This window comes from Mesorhizobium sp. CNPSo 4661, assembly GCF_057784215.1.
This window is the reverse complement of record NZ_JBWGIO010000012.1, coordinates 168299-184164: the sequence shown is the minus strand read 5'-3', so window position 1 is coordinate 184164 and position 15866 is coordinate 168299. Positions and strand designations below refer to the sequence as shown.

The following is a 15866-nucleotide window of genomic DNA, read 5'->3' as shown; positions in this document are numbered from 1 at the left end:
AACTCCCATGAAACACGCACTTTTCGCGGTGCTCGGCGCCATTGCGGTCTTGACCGCGGCTCCCATCGCCATCGCCGTTCCGGCCTATGCCGTGGACGACATCGAAGGCGCCGACGCGCCCGACCTGACGGCCGTGAAAGCCAAGATCGAGGCCAAGGACTACAAGGGCGCGCTAGCCGACCTACGTGACCTCGCGCAGGACACCCAGCAGGCCGACGTCTACAATCTGCTCGGCTTCACGCTGCGCAAGACCGGCGACTACCAGACCTCGCTGACCTACTACGCCAAGGCGCTGGAGCTTAAGCCCGACCACAAGGCGGCGCATGAATATCTGGGCGAGCTCTATGTCGAGACCGGCGACATGGCCAAGGCCAACGAGCAGCTCGCCTCGTTGCAGAAACTCTGCCCGGCGGGCTGCGAGGAGCTCTCCGATCTCAAGCAGGCCATCGATACCAAGGTGACGAAGTAGGCGGCCTGCTTCCTCGCTCACAAAGTGGGGAGAGGTGGCCGCGAAGCGGCCGGAGAGGGCCTTGCGCGGACCTATAAGCATCGACCTTTTTTGGGCGCCACGGCGGTAGCGCCCGAAAACCGGAGCCGGCGTTCCTCTCCCTCGCGCCGGCTCCGACCCTTCAACCCGAGCGCGCAGGCGCGCGTCCATGCGGACGGGGTGGCGCTCCCGCTCAATTCCAAGATGCCTGTTTCCAAGGATTGGAGCCGACCATGACACCGATCGAACTTGCCGAAAAACTTCACGCCAGGGACGCGGTCCTGCTCGCCGGCCGCCTGCTCCTGTCCCTGATCTTCGTGCATGAGGGACTGCAACTGGCGACGCATTTCGAGGGGGCCCAGAAGGCGATGGCCGCGCTCGGCGTCGGCACGCCGCTGCTTGTCGCCACCATCCTGCTGCAGCTTGGCGCCGGCCTGTCGGTGGCGCTCGGCATCCTGGCGCGGCTGGGCGCGATCGGGCTCGGCCTGTTCTGCCTGATGACGGCCACCCTCTTCCACACCAATTTCGCCAGCCAGAACGAGCTTCTGCATTTCGAGAAGGACCTCGCCATTGCCGGCGGCATGTTTATCCTGGCGCTGGCCGGTTCGGGCCGGCTGTCGGTCGATCGGTTGCTGGCGGGTTTCGCCAAGGGTGCCAAGATTGATCCGACCGTCGAGCAACATCTGTCGGTGGGGGAGACGAGCTTGCCGGTTTGACGAGACGTCGGCCGCGCGTCACAGCACGCTCGTGATCCCGCCATCCACCAGCAGCGTCTGCCCGGTCACGAAGCTCGCGGCGTCGGAGGCAAGGAACACGGCGGCGCCGGCGAGTTCCTCGACATCGCCCCAGCGCCGCATCGGCGTGCGGCCGGTGAGCCAGATCGAGAATTTTTCGTCGGCGACCAGAGCAGCATTCAGCTCGGTCTTGAAATAGCCGGGCGCGATGGCGTTGACGCGTATGCCGTGCTGGCCCCATTCGCCGGCCATCGACTTGGTCAGCATGGTGATCGCCCCCTTGCTTGCCGCGTAAGGCGCGATCGAGGGGCGGGCGAGGGCGCTCTGCACCGACGAGACATTGATGATGACGCCTTTGCGGCGTTGGATCATGCCTTTCACCGCGGCGCGGCTGACCTTGAACACGCCGTCGAGATTGGTCGCCATCAGTGCATCCCAGTCGGCGTCGGAAAAAGTCTCGAGCGGCGCACGGCGCTGGATGCCGGCATTGTTGACCAGGATGTCGATCGGCCCGGTGCCCACTTCGCTCGCCGCGATCGCCGCGTCGACCGATTGCGTATCGGTGACGTCGATCACGGCTTCCGCCGCGGTATAGCCCTCGGCGCGCAGGCGGTCGCCGGCGGCCTTGAGCTCGTCGGCCTTGCGGCCGCCTATGGTGACGCGCGCGCCGGCGGCGGCCAGCGCCTCCGCGAAGGCGAGGCCCAGCCCGCGGCTGGCGCCGGTGACGAAGGCATGCCTGCCTTCGAGGCCGAAGAGACGGCCGAGATAATCAGTCGAACGCAATTTGCACCTTCATCGATTGTGATTTGTCGCTGGCCAGCTCGAAGGCTTTTCGCGCCTCGGCAAGCGGCAGCGTGTTGCTGAGCAGCGGCGCGACGTCGATGCGGCCCGTGCCGATCAGGTCGACGGATCATCGGCTCCTTCATGCGCACGGTGCCGAAGCCGCCATGGCGGAAATAGTGCAGGTCCGAGCCGCAGATGCCGCCGCGCGTGATGCGCACCAGCACTTCGCCCGGGCCGGGCGAGGGGGCGGCTCGCTCCTCCACATGGAGGTCGAGCGGCCGGCGCAGCACCACAGCGCGCATCGAGGACGTGGGCGACAAACCGGCTCTCCGAAATTTCTGTTCCCACAGCTAGCAGCAAAGCCCGGCTGCGTTCAATCCAATTCATCTGATAAATCGGATTAATAGGCCGAGCTGTGCGCCTTGATAATTAGTCAATGCGGTGTCGATCCCACACGTGTAACAGTGGCGTGAAGAGCCAAAGCAATTCCAGGAAAAGTGAGAGCGGTTTTGTGTCCGGAATTGCGTCAAAACAGAACATGGGCCGGGACAAATGGCAGGCAACCAGACCTCGTCGGTAACCGATGAGATAACCAATATTCTCGGCCGCGAGATTCTCGGTGGACTGTTTCCGCCCGGCGCGACACTGTTGGGCGAGGAAGAGATCTGCGCCCGCTTCGGCGCCAGCCGCAGCGCTGCCCGCGAAGCGGTGAAGATCCTTTCGGCCAAGGGCCTGCTGCTCACCCGTCCCCGGCGTGGCTCGCGCATCCGGCCGCTGAAGGACTGGAACTTCCTCGATCCTTCGGTGCTGGGCTGGCTGCGCGCCAGCGCGACGCCACGCCATTTCATCACCGAGCTTCTGGAAGTGCGCCTTGCCTTCGAATGCGAGGCGGCGGCGCTTGCGGCGAGCCGTAACAACGCGGACGAGATCGCCGCTATCCGCGAGGCCTTCGAGGCGATGCGCGCGGCATCCTCTGGCCAGGGCGATCCGGTCTCGTCGGATGCGGCTTTCCATGAGGCGGTGCTCGCCGCCACCGGCAACCGCTTCTTCCTGCCGCTCTCGGCGCTGATCCACACCGCGTTGCAATACAGCGTGCCGACCACCAACGCGCTGTTCGGCCACCCGGTCGGCGACCTCGACGCGCATGGCAAGGTGCTGAGGGCGATCGAGGCCGGCGACGCCGCCCGGGCGCGCAAGGCCATGCACGACATGCTGAGCGAAGTGCTCGCCCGCGTGCGCACCGCCGTTGAGCTAACTGGCGCCAGTTGAATCGTTCAGGCCGGAACGCGCATATCGTCCCGGCCTGCCTGGTGTCGGTGGCTAGTGCAGGTAGCCCAGCAGCCAAAGAATGAGAATCACGGGCAAAGGAATCCCGATAAGCCAAAGCAATCCGCCTCGCAGCATGACGATCTCCAAATTGTCGTTATGTGAGGCAACGCTAACGCATAGGCTTTGTTCCCGGCCAATGTTTTGGTGCGCCAATGCGAATGGCGGAAGGCCCGGTCCGGCTCAGCAGCCCCGCGCTCGATCGCCTCGTAAGGCCTTGTGGCCATTTGTCTAAAAGCGCCGGAGTAATCCCAATCACTCGCGGGTAATACGCTGGTGCACGCGGCCGAGGATCTCCGCAAAAGTCTCGAACGTGCCGTGCTCGGTCAACTCGCGCAGCACCTGCTCGTTGATGCCGCCCCGCGTCGCGTAATCTTGCGACAGGCGCATGAAGTCTTGGCCAGGCGCCGTGTCGGGCGCGTTGGCCAGCGCCTTGTAGATGCTGGTGATATAGTCGCGAGCCTTGTCGCCCGGCACACCTTGGCCGCGCACCCAGGCATGGATCGTGTCGAGATATTTGAAATAGCTGGCATAGGTGGCGGTGACGACGCTGAGCGCGTCGAACTCGCCCTGATCCTCGACCTCGATCACATCGCCCAGCCTGCCGAACAGCGGCGCCACGATCGGGTCCGGCGGACAGATGAGCGTCGCGCCCTGCAGGTGGCCGATCATCGGCATCGGCAGCGCCTTGCCGACATGCGCCGCCGGCGCCACGAGGCCGGCGATCTCTTCGCGCGATATCGTGGCGATGAGGCTGACGACGTGATGGTCCGGCCGGAACCGCAGTGCCTTGAGCACCTCGCGCGCGATCTGCGGCCGCACCGCCAGCATGACCGTGTCGCACTGGTCGAGCACGGCCTGGTTGTCGGCGGCGATGCGCACGTCCGGGTAGCGGGCGGCAAGCTCGGCGGCGATCACCTCGTTGCGTGGCGAGACCACCACCGGCGTCGTCTCGCCCGGCAACGATTTCAGCCCGGCGACGATGGCCGAGCTCAACCTGCCCGTGCCGACAAAGCCAAGTTTCATGAATGTTTCGCCCCATTGTTCGGATCGTGGCCGACAATAGCGACGGTTCCCTTGCCGGCAAGGGCGGGATCGATCCCGGCCAAACTGTGGCCCGGATAGCACCGGGAAAGCGCCGACCATGGCCGTTACGTGCGATTAAGGCCGGCCTGATACATTCGCTGAGTCCGATCGGGGAATGTGGCCATGAGCCAGCGCGCGTTCATCACCCTGCTCATCCTGCTGGCGGTGCTCGTGGCACTGTCGGCCACGCCTTTCCCCGGCGGCATGATCGGCTTCCTGTTCGGCATCGCCATCGCCTTCTTCGTCGCCGGGCCGGCTATGCTGGTCGGCAAGGTGCTGGAGAATAACGGCATTGCGATATCCGGTGAGACGGCATTGTGGGTGCTTGCCGGCTTTTATGCGCTGCTCATTCTCTTCGCCGCCTTCCAGATCTGGCGCCGGCTTCAGCGCCAGGACCCCGACCAGGCGCGATCCGCTGGCATGCGGCTGGCGCTGCTCGTCGCGCTGCCCGCGATGGCGTGGCTGTCGGTGAACGCAATGCAGGAAGCCTGGCCGTGAGGCTGCCGATCTACGGCAACCTCGCGGATAAGGCTTGGCTCACCGCTTCGGCCCGAAACCGGGATAAGGGTTGAGCGGCACGATCGCCGCGATGTCCATCATGCCGGCCTCGATCAACGGCAGCGTGGCAAGGTGGCCGCGTACTTCCTTTTCGTCGGTAGCCTCGAACATCATGCCGCTGCCGGGAATGTCGCCGCGGTTCCAGATCTGGCGCACGGCGCCTTGCGCATAGAGTGTCTTGCGCTGCTCGGACTCTGGCGGCAGCAGCGGCGCGAAATCGGCGTCGCCGAACTTCTGGGTGTTGCGCGTAAGCAGGGCAAAGAACTGCATGGCGGTCTCCTTTGTGGTGGTTGATGCCAGGAGATATCGCGCTGACTAGCCAGACTGTCCAAGACTGATTAGGCTATAGTTGAGATCTTTGAGGTCTTGAACCGGAGAGCAAAAAAGATGCTCGACCTGCGCCAGATCAGATATTTCGTCGCCGTCGCCGAGGCCGGCAATGTCGGTCGCGCCGCCGAGCAGTTGCATATCTCGCAATCGCCCTTGAGCCGGCAGATCATCCAGCTCGAGGAGCAGTTGGGCGTCGCCCTGTTCGAGCGGGCCAAACAGCGCGTCCATCTCAACGCCGAGGGCAGGGCTTTCCTTGCCGAGGCCCGCGCCTTGCTTGCCAACGCGGCGCGGCTGGAAGAGCTCGGCCGCAGCCTCGCCAGCGGCGCCACAGGCAGCCTCGCCATCGGCTATGTCGAGGGCGCGGTGCATTCCGGACTGGTCGCCGCCATGCTGCGGGATTTCCGCCGCGCGCGGCCGGATTTCCATCTGCAATTGCGCAGCCGGCGGACGGCCGCGCAATTCGAGGATCTGCGGCAGCGCGTGCTCGATCTCGGCTTCGTCTATTCGCCGGCGCCGGAGGGCGATCCGGATGTTGAAAGCATGCTGGTGCGGCGCGAGCCGCTGGTGCTCGCGCTGCCGGAGGGCGATCCGCTCGCCGATGTCGCCGACATTGCGCCCGGCCACCTCGACGGCCGCGTCTGGATCACCGTCGTGCGCCAGCCTGGCGACACCAACCGCGCCCAGTTCCTGGCGGCCTGCGCCGAATCCGGCTTCATGCCCGATATCGCCTATGAGACGGCAGATCCCTTGACCTCGCTCGGCCTGGTCAGCGCCGGCCTCGGTCTCGCCACGGTCCAGGAAAGCTTGCGAAGCGCAGCACCCACCGGCGTGATCTTCCGCGACCTGCCATGGTTCAAGCGCAGCGTGTCGATCCATCTCGCCTGGCGGCGGCAGGATCGAAGGGCGGTGATTGGGGATTTGAGGGAGGCAGTGAATAGTGAATAGTGAATAGTGAATAGTGAATAGTGAATAGTGAATAGAAGGCCTTCAGTAGACGGCGGCGCAAAGTTGCGCAGCCTCACCATTCACCATTCACTATTCACCACTTACTACTCACATCTTATCGATCACCGCCCTTACGCCCTCCGTCGGCGCGTCGACCGACGATCCGGCCACCATGATGGCGGCGACGATCGCTTCCGGGTCGTTGACCACCAGCGGCTTCACCCGCTGCGCGGTGTGGATGAAGCCTTCGGCCGACATGTGCTCCAGCAGCGCCAGCATCGGGTCCCAGAAGCCCTTGACGTTGGCGAAAACGATCGGCTTGCGGTGATGGCCGAGTTGCGCCCAGGTCATGATCTCGACGATCTCCTCCACCGTGCCGATGCCGCCGGGCAGCGCCACAAAGGCGTCGGATTTTTCGAACATGCTGTGCTTGCGCTCGTGCATGTTGTCGGTGATCAGCAATTCGTCGAGCTTGTCGAGCGCAGTCTCGGTCGCCTCCCTGTTGATCAGGAAGCGCGGGATGATGCCGGTGACCTTGCCGCCGGCCTTGAGCGCGCCATCGGCGACGGCGCCCATGATGCCCTTGGTGCCGCCGCCATAGATCAAGCGCAGTCCGGATTTGGCAAGCGAGCGGCCGAGTGTGTGGCCGGCCTTGATATAGGCCTCGTCGCGGCCCGGAGACGAGCCGCAATAGACGCAGACGGATCGAATCGTGTTCATGGCGATGATTGGTGATGGGGACGGTTGGCGCGGTCAAGCCCGCGGACGGGCTTTTTCTTGTCGGACTCGGGAAAACACGCTAGACCGGGCGTTAGGTGGCTAAGGGGGCAATACGGAATTATGGCTATCAATCCTTCTAAGGCGTTTTTGTTCGCGGCGGGCGGCGTTGTCGCCGTCGCGGCGGTCGCCTACGGGTCGGGTGCGCTCGACCCTTACATCAACAACCAGAAACCGGCGCAGGTCGCGGCGCTGCCGCAAACCAATGCGAAACCGGCCGAATCCTCGAGCACGAGCACAGAGGGGCGCGTGCCCCAGGCTCCGGCGAACACAATGGCTCCGGCCAACACGATGGCGCCAGCCAACACCATGGCGCCTGCCAATAAGATGGCGCCGGCGAATAACGCCATGGCGCCGGCCAACACAATGGCATCGGCCAACAACGCGGCGGCTCCGGCCGCCCAGGCGCCCGCCGCCGCGGCTGGTCCGACACTGCCGACCTTCGATGTCGTGCGCGTCGAGAGCAATGGTTCGCTCGTCGTCGCCGGTAGCGCCGCGCCCAACGCCAAGGTCGAGATCCTGAATGGCGGCACCGTGCTTGGATCGACCGATTCCGGTCCTGACGGCGCCTTCGCCATCGTGCTCGACAACCCGTTGAAGCCTGGCGACTATACGATCACGCTGCGCCAGACGGTTGGCGGCACGGCTGTCGCCTCGGCCCAGACCGCGGTCGTCTCGGTGCCGCAGAGCCCGACGGGCCAGGTGCTGGCGATGGTCGAGGAACCCGGCAAGGCGTCCCAGCTGATCACCGTCCCTGAGGCCGAGACCAAGCCGGCGGCGCCGGCCGCGACCGATCAGGCTGCGGCGCCGGCGAAGCAGGCTCCGGCAACGCCCGCACCGGCTGCGTCGAGCTCGGATACAGCCCCGGCTGCGACCGCGCCGGCCGCCACCGACCAGGCGTCTGCTCCGCCGGCCGCTGCGGCGGAGCCCAAGATCGCCGTCGAAGCGGTCGAGATCGACGGCAGCAAGATCTTCGTCGCCGGGACGGCTGATCCCGGTCGTAAGGTGCGCGCCTATGCCGACGCCATCCTGCTCGGCGACGCGAAAACCTCGCCCGACGGCCATTTCCTGATCGAGGCGACGCGCGACATTCCGGTCGGCAACTACACCATCCATGTCGACGGGCTGGATGACGACGGCGTCAAGGTCGTCGCCCGCGCCGCCGTGCCGTTCGAGCGCGAGCCCGGCGAGTCAATCGCCGCCGTCGCCCCGACCGAAACAAAGACAGGCGAGGCCAAGCCTGCCGAGACCAAGCTCGCACAGGTCCAGGGCGCCGGGTCTCAGGCCGCGGAGGCCAAGCCGGCAACGGCCGCCGAGGCGCCAGCCGCTGCTGCGACCGCTGAAACCAAGCCATCCGAGACGACAGCTCCGGCTGCGACCGGCGAGGCCGCCGCCAAGGTCGCCGAGGCGACGCCTTCGACAGACGTGCCAGAGACGGTCGCGCCAAAGCTCGAACATGCCGACGGCGCCGCCGTCATCATCCGCCGCAACGACACGCTCTGGCGCATCTCGCGCCGCGTCTACGGCCACGGCGTGCGCTATTCCACCATCTATCTCGCCAACCAGGACCAGATCCGCAATCCCGACCGCATCTGGCCGGGCCAGGTGTTCAAGGTGCCGTCCAAGTCGAAGGAAGGCGAGGATGCCGACATGAAGGCCATGGGCGAGCAGATGACAGCCGCGCCGGCGAAGACGGAGTAGGGGCGCTTCGTCTTGTATGGACGGCCCCTCTTGGGCAAGAGGCAAAATAGCGGCGACGGCGCAAGTCTGGAGCGGTCATGTATTCGGCCTTTGATGCGGTCGATTTGATGACCGCTGGCCCTCAGGGGTTACGCGGATCGAGTTCCAATCATTCTAGCGCGCTTTTTAATCGCGATGACGAAGGCGGAGTGTCTCGACCCAGGTCCTGACCATTTTGCCGCGCTGCTATTTGCTCCTTACGCTGTTAAGGGCCTCGCTTTGCGGGTTATGCCGCAGCCGGCGCCCTGTATTGTTGTCCCGAGCTCAGCATTGCCCAGATGATGCGCGCGGTCTTGGCTGCCTGCGCCACGACCGCGACCTTGACCGGGCGCCTGGCCAGCAGGCCGCGTATCCAGGGCGAGCCTCTGTCGGGCTTGGCCCTGACCTGGCGCAGCCAGGAACTGGCGCCGAGAATGAGCAGCCTTCGCAGGTCTCTGTCGCCGGCGCGACTGATATGGCCCGTCAACTTGTGCTTGCCGCCGGTGTCATGACTCTTGCGGGTCAGGCCGAGCCACGCCGCGAAGTCCCTGCCCGAGGCGAACTGGCGGCCGTCGCCAATGGCCGCGATGGTTGCATGTGCGATGATCGGGCCGACGCTCGGGATCGTCGTCAGCCGCAAGGCCGCTTGCTGCTGCCTGACCTGAGCCAGGATCTGCTTGTCCAGCTTGCCGATCTCGCCATCCAGCGCCCGCCATTGTCCGGCCAGCGGCGCCAGGCAGATCAGCAGCGCCGCGGGGATGGCCTCATCCGAGGTCTCGATGCGCTGCAGCAGCGCTTCCAGGCCCGCAGCCCCCTGGGCGCTTGTCTGGCCCATCTCATAGAGCAGGCCACGCATGGCGTTGGCCAACTGCGTGCGCTGGCGCACCAGAAGGTTGCGCGTGCGGTGCAGGCCCCTGGCCCATTGCTGTTCGACCGTCTTGATCGGCACGAAGCGCATGTCGGGCCGGCTCACCGCCTCGCAACAGCCGTGCGCGTCGCGGGCATCGTTCTTGTTGCGCGGGACATAGGGCTTCACATAGGCCGGCGGCATCAGCTTGACCTCATGGCCAAGCGCTTGCAGCGTGCGGGCCCAATGATGGGCCGAGCCGCAGGCCTCCATGCCGATCAGCGCCGGCGGCTGTGTGGCGAAGAACTTCTCTACCTGCGCGCGGCGCAGCTGGCGCTGCACCACCACGCGCCCGGCAGCATCCACGCCGTGCACCTGAAACACATTCTTGGCCAAATCGATACCAAATCTGATAGCTTGCATGACGGACGGTCTCCTTCCGCTGGAGTTAATCACAGCCCAGTTTGGCACATTCGATGCCGCAAGGGGCCGTCCACCCATCATTCTAGGGCGGAGCAAGGAGCGAAGCGACGCGCGCAGACCCTAGAATCCATGCCGTGACATAAAGGCGATGCCACGGTGCAGACCTATCTTTTTCGGGCATCCTACGGAGTCCCATTCTCGATCGCCGCATCTCGCGCGAACGTCCCGGCATGGATTCTAGGGTCTACGCGACGCTTCGCGTCGCTCCGCCCTAGAATGATGAACGAGAGGGCTGCGACCTCCTTCAGACAAATCTACCCATCCGCCTAGCTTGCCCTCTCACTATCCATCGTCTATCGCCGATGGACGATGATCGAATCCCCCGTAACCCGCTGCAGCGACAGCCACGCTATGGCGCTCCGCATGGCGGCGCTGTCGCATCCGGCGCGCATCGAAATCCTGAAGCGCCTCTCGGCCAGCCGCTGCTGCTCGTGCCGTGAGGTGGTCGACCATCTCGACCTCGCCCAGTCGACTGTCTCGCAGCATCTGAAGATACTGGTAGAGGCGGGGCTGGTCCGCTTCGAGGCCGACCGGCAGCGTTCGCGCTACGCGGTCGACCGTGCCGCGCTTGCGGGTGTCTCGGCCTCGCTCATCCAACTCGTCAACTTCTGCTGCCCGGCTCCGAATCCAGGAGAAAGAGCATGATGCCGTTCGAAAAGTCGCTCTGCGCTTTCGGCATCATGCTCCGGCGCTGACACTCTCACCCAAAAGGCAAGACTAGTGGCCGAAAAGACCGTATCCGCCGAAGCCGGCACCCTCACGACCCTGCGCAACCTGTGGCCCTATATGTGGCCGGCCGACCGCGCCGATCTCAGAGCCCGCGTCACCTGGGCGACGCTGCTTCTGGTCGTCGCCAAGCTCACCTTGGTCGCCGGTCCGTATTTCTTCAAATGGGCGACCGACGCGCTGGCCCATGCCTCGAAGACGCCGCCGCCGCTGCCGTCCTTCCTGCTGGCGCCGGTGGCGCTGGTCATCGCCTATAACGTGCTGCGCCTGATCCAGCTCGGCTTCAACCAGTTGCGCGACGCGCTGTTCGCACGGGTCGGCCAGTATGCGGTGCGCCAACTCGCCTTCCGCACCTTCGTCCACATGCATCAGCTGTCGCTGCGCTTCCATCTCGAGCGTCGCACCGGCGGCCTGTCGCGCATCATCGAGCGCGGCACCAAGGGCATTGAGACGATCGTGCGCTTCATCATGCTGAACACGGCGCCGACCATCCTCGAATTCGCGCTGACGGCCGGCATATTCGCCTTCACCTATGGCTGGAAATACGTCGCCGTGGTCGCCGTCACCGTCAGCCTCTATGTCTGGTTCACCGTCAAGGCGAGCGACTGGCGTATCTCGATCCGCCGCGACATGAACGACAGCGACACCGACGCCAACACCAAGGCGATCGACTCTCTACTCAACTTCGAGACCGTCAAATATTTCACCAATGAGCGCATGGAAGCCGAGCGCTTCGACCGCTCGATGGCGCGCTACGAGACCGCCGCGACGAAAACCTGGACCTCGCTCGGCTGGCTGAATTTTGGCCAAGGCGTCATCTTCGGCCTGGGCACCGTCATCGTCATGTGCATGTCGGCGCTGGAGGTGCAGGCCGGCAGACAGACGGTCGGCGATTTCGTCTTCATCAATGCCATGCTGATCCAGCTTTCGGTGCCGCTCAACTTCATCGGCTTCATCTACCGCGAAATCCGGCAAGGGTTGACCGACATCGAGCACATGTTCGACCTGCTCGACGTGCCGCAGGAAATCGTCGACAAGCCGGATGCGAAGCCGCTCAAGGTCGGCCCCGGCAAGGTCGAGTTCCGTGACGTGCACTTCTCCTACGATCCGAACCGCAAGATTCTGAAAGGTGTTTCCTTCGAGGTGCCGGCCGGCAAGACGGTGGCGATCGTCGGACCGTCCGGCGCCGGCAAGTCGACCATTTCCAGGCTTTTGTTCCGTTTCTACGACGTGCAGGGCGGCCAGGTGCTGATCGACGGCCAGGACATTCGCGACGTCACGCAGGAGAGCCTGCGCGCCATGCTCGGCATGGTGCCGCAGGACACCGTGCTCTTCAACGACACCATCGCCTACAACATCCGCTACGGTCGCGTGGGCGCCAGCGAGGAGGAGGTGCGCAAGGCGGCCGAGCTCGCCCAGATCGGCCCGTTCATCGACAAGCTGCCCGAAGGCTACCGCTCGATGGTCGGCGAACGCGGGCTGAAACTGTCGGGCGGCGAGAAGCAGCGCGTGGCCATCGCCCGCACCATCCTCAAGGCGCCGCCGATCCTGATGCTGGACGAGGCGACCTCGGCGCTGGACAGCCACACCGAGCAGGAGATCCAGGCCGCGCTCGACCTCGTCAGCAAGGGCCGCACCACCATCGTGATCGCGCACCGCCTGTCGACGGTGATCTCGGCCGACGAGATCATCGTGCTGAAAGACGGCCAGATCGCCGAGCGCGGCACCCACGCGGCGCTGCTCGCCAAACACGGCCTCTATGCCTCGATGTGGGACCGCCAGCGCGAAGCGACCGAAGCCGAAGAGCGCCTGCGCATCGCGCGCGAGAGCGACGAGTTGGGGGTGGTTGTGAGGAGAAGGACGGCAGAGGTGAGCTGAGGCGCCTCTTCCTTCTCCCCTTGTGGGAGAAGGTGGATCGGCGCGCAGCGCCGAGACGGTTGAGGGGTGTTCCAGGGAACACCAACGTCTCGCTCCGCTGGAGCACCCCTCGTCCGACCGAGCTTCGCTCGGCCACCTTCTCCCACAGGGGGAGAAGGGGAAGTCGGCGCAAAAATCCCCTTGACCTAAACCTACCTTGAGCTTTCAAAACCTCTCCGAGCCTCCTGCCAAGCAACCTTCCAATCGGAGATGGATGAAAAATGAGCACCAAAAATCTAAGCACCGGCAGCGTGTTCCGGGTCGACAAATTCGTCGTGCCGGCGGAAGCGCGCGACGAAATCCTCAGCAAGGCCAGGATGACGCATGAACTGCTGCGCCAGCAGGAAGGGTTCGTGCAGGACTTCCTGCTCGAACAATTCTCCGGCCCGGGCGAATTCAACATCGTCACCGTGGTCGAATGGGAAAGCCAGGCGGCGGTCGACAAGGTGGTGCCGATCGTCAAGGCGGCGCATGAGCGCATCGCGTTCAGCGCGCAGGAAACCATCGCGCGCCTTGGCGTCAAGGCCGACATCGCCAACTACCAGCGCGTGCCGGAGGTGTAAGAAGGCCATCCGGCCCCCGGCGCGGACACAGCGATGCTCAGCACCTGGCCGGTGCGGGCGTCGCTCACCATGTTTTCGAAACCCCGCCATTCGGCGGCAAGGACGAACAGCGTCCTGCCGTCGGTTCCACCCAGCATGCAGGCAAAGCAGCCGCGATCGACCTCGACACCGTCGATTTTGTCGCCGCCTTCGCGCACCCTGACACAATGCCGGTTCGGCACGTCGGCATACCAGACACAGCCTTCGGCATCGATACAGATGCCGTCGGGATAGTCGTTGCCGAGATCGGCCCAGACACGCCGCTTGGAAAGGCCCCCGTCTTCGCCGATGTCGAAGGCAGTCAGCCGCCTGGCGTGGGATTCGGCGACGATCAGTGTCCGGTTGTCCGGCGTCACCGCCATGCCGTTGGCGAAGGCGATGTCCTCGGCGACCTGCCGAACCGTGCCGTCCGGCATGATCAGCACGATGGTGCCTGGCCCGAAATGCTCGCCCGGCGCCGGCGCCGGCCCACCGCCATTGACATAGAAGTTGCCGCGCCCGTCGACGACGATTTCGTTCCAGGGGCTTTTCGACAGTCCCCGCAGATCGGCATGGGTGACGAGCGCTCCGTCCGCTTCCTGCCGGAGCAGAAGGCCTTCCCGGCCGGAAACGACAAGCAATCGTCCATCCGGCAGCCAGTCGATCGAATAGGGCAGGACTGCCGGTACGGTCAGCATGACCTCGCTCTTGCCGCCTTCGTCCACGGCAAGAATCTCGCCGGTGCCCCAGTTGCAGAGCCAGAGCCGCCCGTCATGCCAGCGCGGTGACTCGCCGAAGGCAAGGCCCTCAGTGACGATATTGGCCTTCCTGGTGCTGTTCGATGGCGACATTGGCTGGCTCCCTGGGCGCGTTGTCCAACCAAGGACGGATGAGATGGCCAGGCTCCTACAGTCGGCGCTGAAAGTCATGGCTGTCAGCGAAGATACCTGTCCCGTCAGTCCTCCCCATTGTTGCGTTGCGGGGAGGGGGGCTTTCCGCTATTGAGGCGCAACCTGAAACAGGGACCGCCCCAAGCCTCATGACGCTTCTCGACTCGGTCAAGAATACGTTCGTTCCGATCCATCGCGAAGGCTATCCCTTCATCGCCGCCTTCGCCGCGGCAACGCTGTTTCTCGGCTATTTCTCGTCGATCCTGTTCTGGATCGGGCTGATCCTCACCGCTTGGTGCGTCTATTTCTACCGCGATCCCGAGCGCGTCACGCCGGTCGACGACCGGCTGGTGGTGAGCCCGGCAGATGGGGTGATCTCGGCGGTCGGACCGGCCGTGCCGCCGAGCGAGCTTGGCCTGGGCTCGGGCGAGATGACCCGCATCTCGGTGTTCATGAACGTGTTTTCCTGCCACATCAACCGCGCTCCGGTGCGCGGCAGGATCACCCGCATCGAGCACAAGCCCGGCAAATTCCTCAATGCCGAGCTCGACAAGGCAAGCGCGGAGAACGAGCGCAACGGGCTGGTCATCGACAGCCCCAACGGCACGATCGCCGCCGTCCAGATCGCCGGGTTCGTTGCGCGCCGCATCGTCTGCTGGGCCGAGGCCGAGGGCTCGATCGCGATCGGCGAGCGTTTCGGCCTGATCCGCTTCGGCTCGCGCGTCGACGTCTTCCTGCCGTCAGGCGCCGTGCCGCGCGTCGCGGTCGGCCAGACGGCGGTGGGCGGTGAGACCGTGCTTGCCGAGTTCGGCGGCACGGCGGTCACGCCACTGGTCAGGATTTCCTGAGCGTTGGGCGCGCCGTTCAAAAAATTCGAGGCCCATGCCAGCGGCGGTCCGCGCATCCGCGAGATCCCGATGCGCATGGTGCTGCCCAATCTGGTCACGGTGCTTGCCATCTGCGCCGGCCTTTCGGGCATCCGCTTCGCCTTCGAGAACCGCTTCGAGATCGCCGTGGTCATGGTGCTGCTCGCCGCCTTCCTCGACGGCATCGACGGGCGGCTGGCGCGCATGCTGAAGGCCACCTCGAAATTCGGCGCGCAGATGGATTCGCTGGCCGACATCGTCAATTTCGGCGTGGCGCCGGCTTTGGTGCTCTACGCCTTCCTGCTCGATCGCGCCGGCTCGCCGGGCTGGATCGCAGCACTTCTCTTCACCATCGCCTGCGGCATGCGGCTTGCCCGCTTCAACGTGCTGGCCGACGACACCGACCAACCCGCATGGCAGACCGAATATTTCGTCGGCGTGCCGGCCCCGGCGGGTGCCGTGCTGGTCATGCTGCCGCTCTATCTCTATTTCCTGCGGCTGGGGCTGGAGCCGACGCGGCCGGCCGCCTTCATCGCCACCGGCTTCACCGTGCTCATCGCTTTCCTTCTGGTCAGCCGCCTGCCGGTCTATTCGGGCAAGAGCGTCAAGGTGCCGGGCGACAGGGTGCTGCCGGTGATCCTCGGCGTGGTGCTCTACATCCTCTTGCTGATGACCTATCCCTGGTACACGCTGACCGCTTCGGTCGGCGGCTATCTGCTGTTCCTGCCGTTCAGCGTGCGCGCTTATTCGAAGCGGGCGCGGCTGGAAGGGGAAAAGGTGCCGCCTTCGGATATCGGGTAGCGTCGGCGCT

The 15866-nt window shown here is 64.9% G+C and carries 18 protein-coding genes and 1 pseudogene; 11 read left to right on the top strand and 8 right to left on the bottom strand.

The window, feature by feature from the left end:
• The first annotated feature begins 7 nt into the window (after window positions 1-7).
• Both AC0YKC_RS19715 and AC0YKC_RS19710 read left to right on the top strand, forming a co-directional pair.
• Window positions 8-469 (top strand): tetratricopeptide repeat protein, encoded by a 462-nt coding sequence (locus AC0YKC_RS19715; protein WP_434721882.1) that lies wholly within the window; start codon window positions 8-10, stop codon window positions 467-469.
• 251 nt (window positions 470-720) lie between these two features.
• Complete coding sequence (locus tag AC0YKC_RS19710) at window positions 721-1203, top strand: DoxX family protein (RefSeq protein WP_434721883.1); 483 nt, start codon at window positions 721-723, stop codon at window positions 1201-1203.
• A gap of 18 nt (window positions 1204-1221) precedes the next feature.
• Here AC0YKC_RS19710 and AC0YKC_RS19705 read toward each other — a convergent pair whose 3' ends face one another.
• Together AC0YKC_RS19705 and AC0YKC_RS19700 are read right to left on the bottom strand one after the other, a co-directional pair.
• On the bottom strand, window positions 1222-2004 hold the full coding sequence (locus AC0YKC_RS19705; protein ID WP_488512221.1) for a glucose 1-dehydrogenase: 783 nt from the start codon (window positions 2002-2004) through the stop codon (window positions 1222-1224).
• A gap of 128 nt (window positions 2005-2132) precedes the next feature.
• Window positions 2133-2306 (bottom strand): annotated as a pseudogene (locus tag AC0YKC_RS19700) (L-idonate 5-dehydrogenase); the annotation flags it as partial.
• A 250-nt stretch (window positions 2307-2556) separates the two neighbouring features.
• On the opposite strand from AC0YKC_RS19700, the gene AC0YKC_RS19695 reads away from it, so the two are divergent.
• Window positions 2557-3273: a FadR/GntR family transcriptional regulator gene (locus tag AC0YKC_RS19695; RefSeq protein ID WP_434721885.1), complete on the top strand. Its 717-nt coding sequence runs from the start codon at window positions 2557-2559 to the stop codon at window positions 3271-3273.
• Window positions 3274-3585: 312 nt separating this feature from the next.
• Here the strand turns inward: AC0YKC_RS19695 and AC0YKC_RS19690 are convergent, their stop codons facing one another.
• On the bottom strand, window positions 3586-4356 hold the full coding sequence (locus tag AC0YKC_RS19690; protein ID WP_488512220.1) for a pyrroline-5-carboxylate reductase: 771 nt from the start codon (window positions 4354-4356) through the stop codon (window positions 3586-3588).
• A 183-nt stretch (window positions 4357-4539) separates the two neighbouring features.
• Here AC0YKC_RS19690 and AC0YKC_RS19685 point away from each other — a divergent pair, with 183 nt between their 5' ends.
• Window positions 4540-4914 carry a hypothetical protein gene (locus tag AC0YKC_RS19685; RefSeq protein ID WP_488512219.1) on the top strand — a complete coding sequence of 125 codons (375 nt, stop codon included), beginning with the start codon at window positions 4540-4542 and terminating at the stop codon, window positions 4912-4914.
• 39 nt (window positions 4915-4953) lie between these two features.
• On the opposite strand, the gene AC0YKC_RS19680 is transcribed toward AC0YKC_RS19685, so the two are convergent.
• Window positions 4954-5244, bottom strand: a complete 291-nt coding sequence (locus tag AC0YKC_RS19680; protein ID WP_320295010.1) for a muconolactone Delta-isomerase family protein — start codon at window positions 5242-5244, stop codon at window positions 4954-4956.
• Between the two features lie 117 nt (window positions 5245-5361).
• On the opposite strand from AC0YKC_RS19680, the gene AC0YKC_RS19675 reads away from it, so the two are divergent.
• The gene (locus tag AC0YKC_RS19675; protein ID WP_488512218.1) at window positions 5362-6249 is read left to right on the top strand and encodes a LysR family transcriptional regulator; all 888 of its coding nucleotides are present in this window, start codon (window positions 5362-5364) and stop codon (window positions 6247-6249) included.
• Window positions 6250-6357: 108 nt separating this feature from the next.
• Here the strand turns inward: AC0YKC_RS19675 and AC0YKC_RS19670 are convergent, their stop codons facing one another.
• Both AC0YKC_RS19670 and AC0YKC_RS19665 read right to left on the bottom strand, forming a co-directional pair.
• The gene (locus AC0YKC_RS19670; RefSeq protein ID WP_434721889.1) at window positions 6358-6969 is read right to left on the bottom strand and encodes an LOG family protein; all 612 of its coding nucleotides are present in this window, start codon (window positions 6967-6969) and stop codon (window positions 6358-6360) included.
• 212 nt (window positions 6970-7181) lie between these two features.
• Window positions 7182-7406: a hypothetical protein gene (locus AC0YKC_RS19665; RefSeq protein WP_488512217.1), complete on the bottom strand. Its 225-nt coding sequence runs from the start codon at window positions 7404-7406 to the stop codon at window positions 7182-7184.
• Between AC0YKC_RS19665 and AC0YKC_RS19660 the strand changes: the two genes are divergently transcribed.
• Entirely contained in the window at window positions 7393-8727 is a 1335-nt protein-coding gene (locus AC0YKC_RS19660; RefSeq protein ID WP_488512216.1) for a LysM peptidoglycan-binding domain-containing protein, read from the top strand. The genes AC0YKC_RS19665 and AC0YKC_RS19660 overlap by 14 nt on opposite strands.
• 265 nt (window positions 8728-8992) lie before the next feature.
• Here the strand turns inward: AC0YKC_RS19660 and AC0YKC_RS19655 are convergent, their stop codons facing one another.
• Window positions 8993-10015, bottom strand: a complete 1023-nt coding sequence (locus tag AC0YKC_RS19655) for an IS110 family RNA-guided transposase (protein ID WP_488512215.1) — start codon at window positions 10013-10015, stop codon at window positions 8993-8995.
• A 369-nt stretch (window positions 10016-10384) separates the two neighbouring features.
• Here AC0YKC_RS19655 and AC0YKC_RS19650 point away from each other — a divergent pair, with 369 nt between their 5' ends.
• From AC0YKC_RS19650 to AC0YKC_RS19640, 3 genes are all read left to right on the top strand, one after another.
• Window positions 10385-10720 (top strand): ArsR/SmtB family transcription factor, encoded by a 336-nt coding sequence (locus AC0YKC_RS19650; RefSeq protein WP_320296386.1) that lies wholly within the window; start codon window positions 10385-10387, stop codon window positions 10718-10720.
• Window positions 10721-10795: 75 nt separating this feature from the next.
• A complete protein-coding gene (locus tag AC0YKC_RS19645) occupies window positions 10796-12679 on the top strand; it encodes an ABCB family ABC transporter ATP-binding protein/permease (RefSeq protein ID WP_320296385.1) in 1884 nt (627 codons plus the stop codon).
• Window positions 12680-12939: 260 nt separating this feature from the next.
• Entirely contained in the window at window positions 12940-13281 is a 342-nt protein-coding gene (locus tag AC0YKC_RS19640; protein WP_488512214.1) for an antibiotic biosynthesis monooxygenase, read from the top strand.
• On the opposite strand, the gene AC0YKC_RS19635 is transcribed toward AC0YKC_RS19640, so the two are convergent.
• Window positions 13257-14150 (bottom strand): SMP-30/gluconolactonase/LRE family protein, encoded by an 894-nt coding sequence (locus AC0YKC_RS19635; protein WP_488512213.1) that lies wholly within the window; start codon window positions 14148-14150, stop codon window positions 13257-13259. The two genes, AC0YKC_RS19640 and AC0YKC_RS19635, sit on opposite strands and share 25 nt — an antisense overlap.
• 149 nt (window positions 14151-14299) lie before the next feature.
• Between AC0YKC_RS19635 and AC0YKC_RS19630 the strand changes: the two genes are divergently transcribed.
• Both AC0YKC_RS19630 and AC0YKC_RS19625 read left to right on the top strand, forming a co-directional pair.
• Entirely contained in the window at window positions 14300-15037 is a 738-nt protein-coding gene (locus tag AC0YKC_RS19630; protein WP_488512274.1) for a phosphatidylserine decarboxylase, read from the top strand.
• 3 nt (window positions 15038-15040) lie between these two features.
• Window positions 15041-15856 (top strand): CDP-alcohol phosphatidyltransferase family protein, encoded by an 816-nt coding sequence (locus AC0YKC_RS19625; RefSeq protein WP_434721896.1) that lies wholly within the window; start codon window positions 15041-15043, stop codon window positions 15854-15856.
• The last annotated feature ends 10 nt before the right edge of the window (window positions 15857-15866 follow it).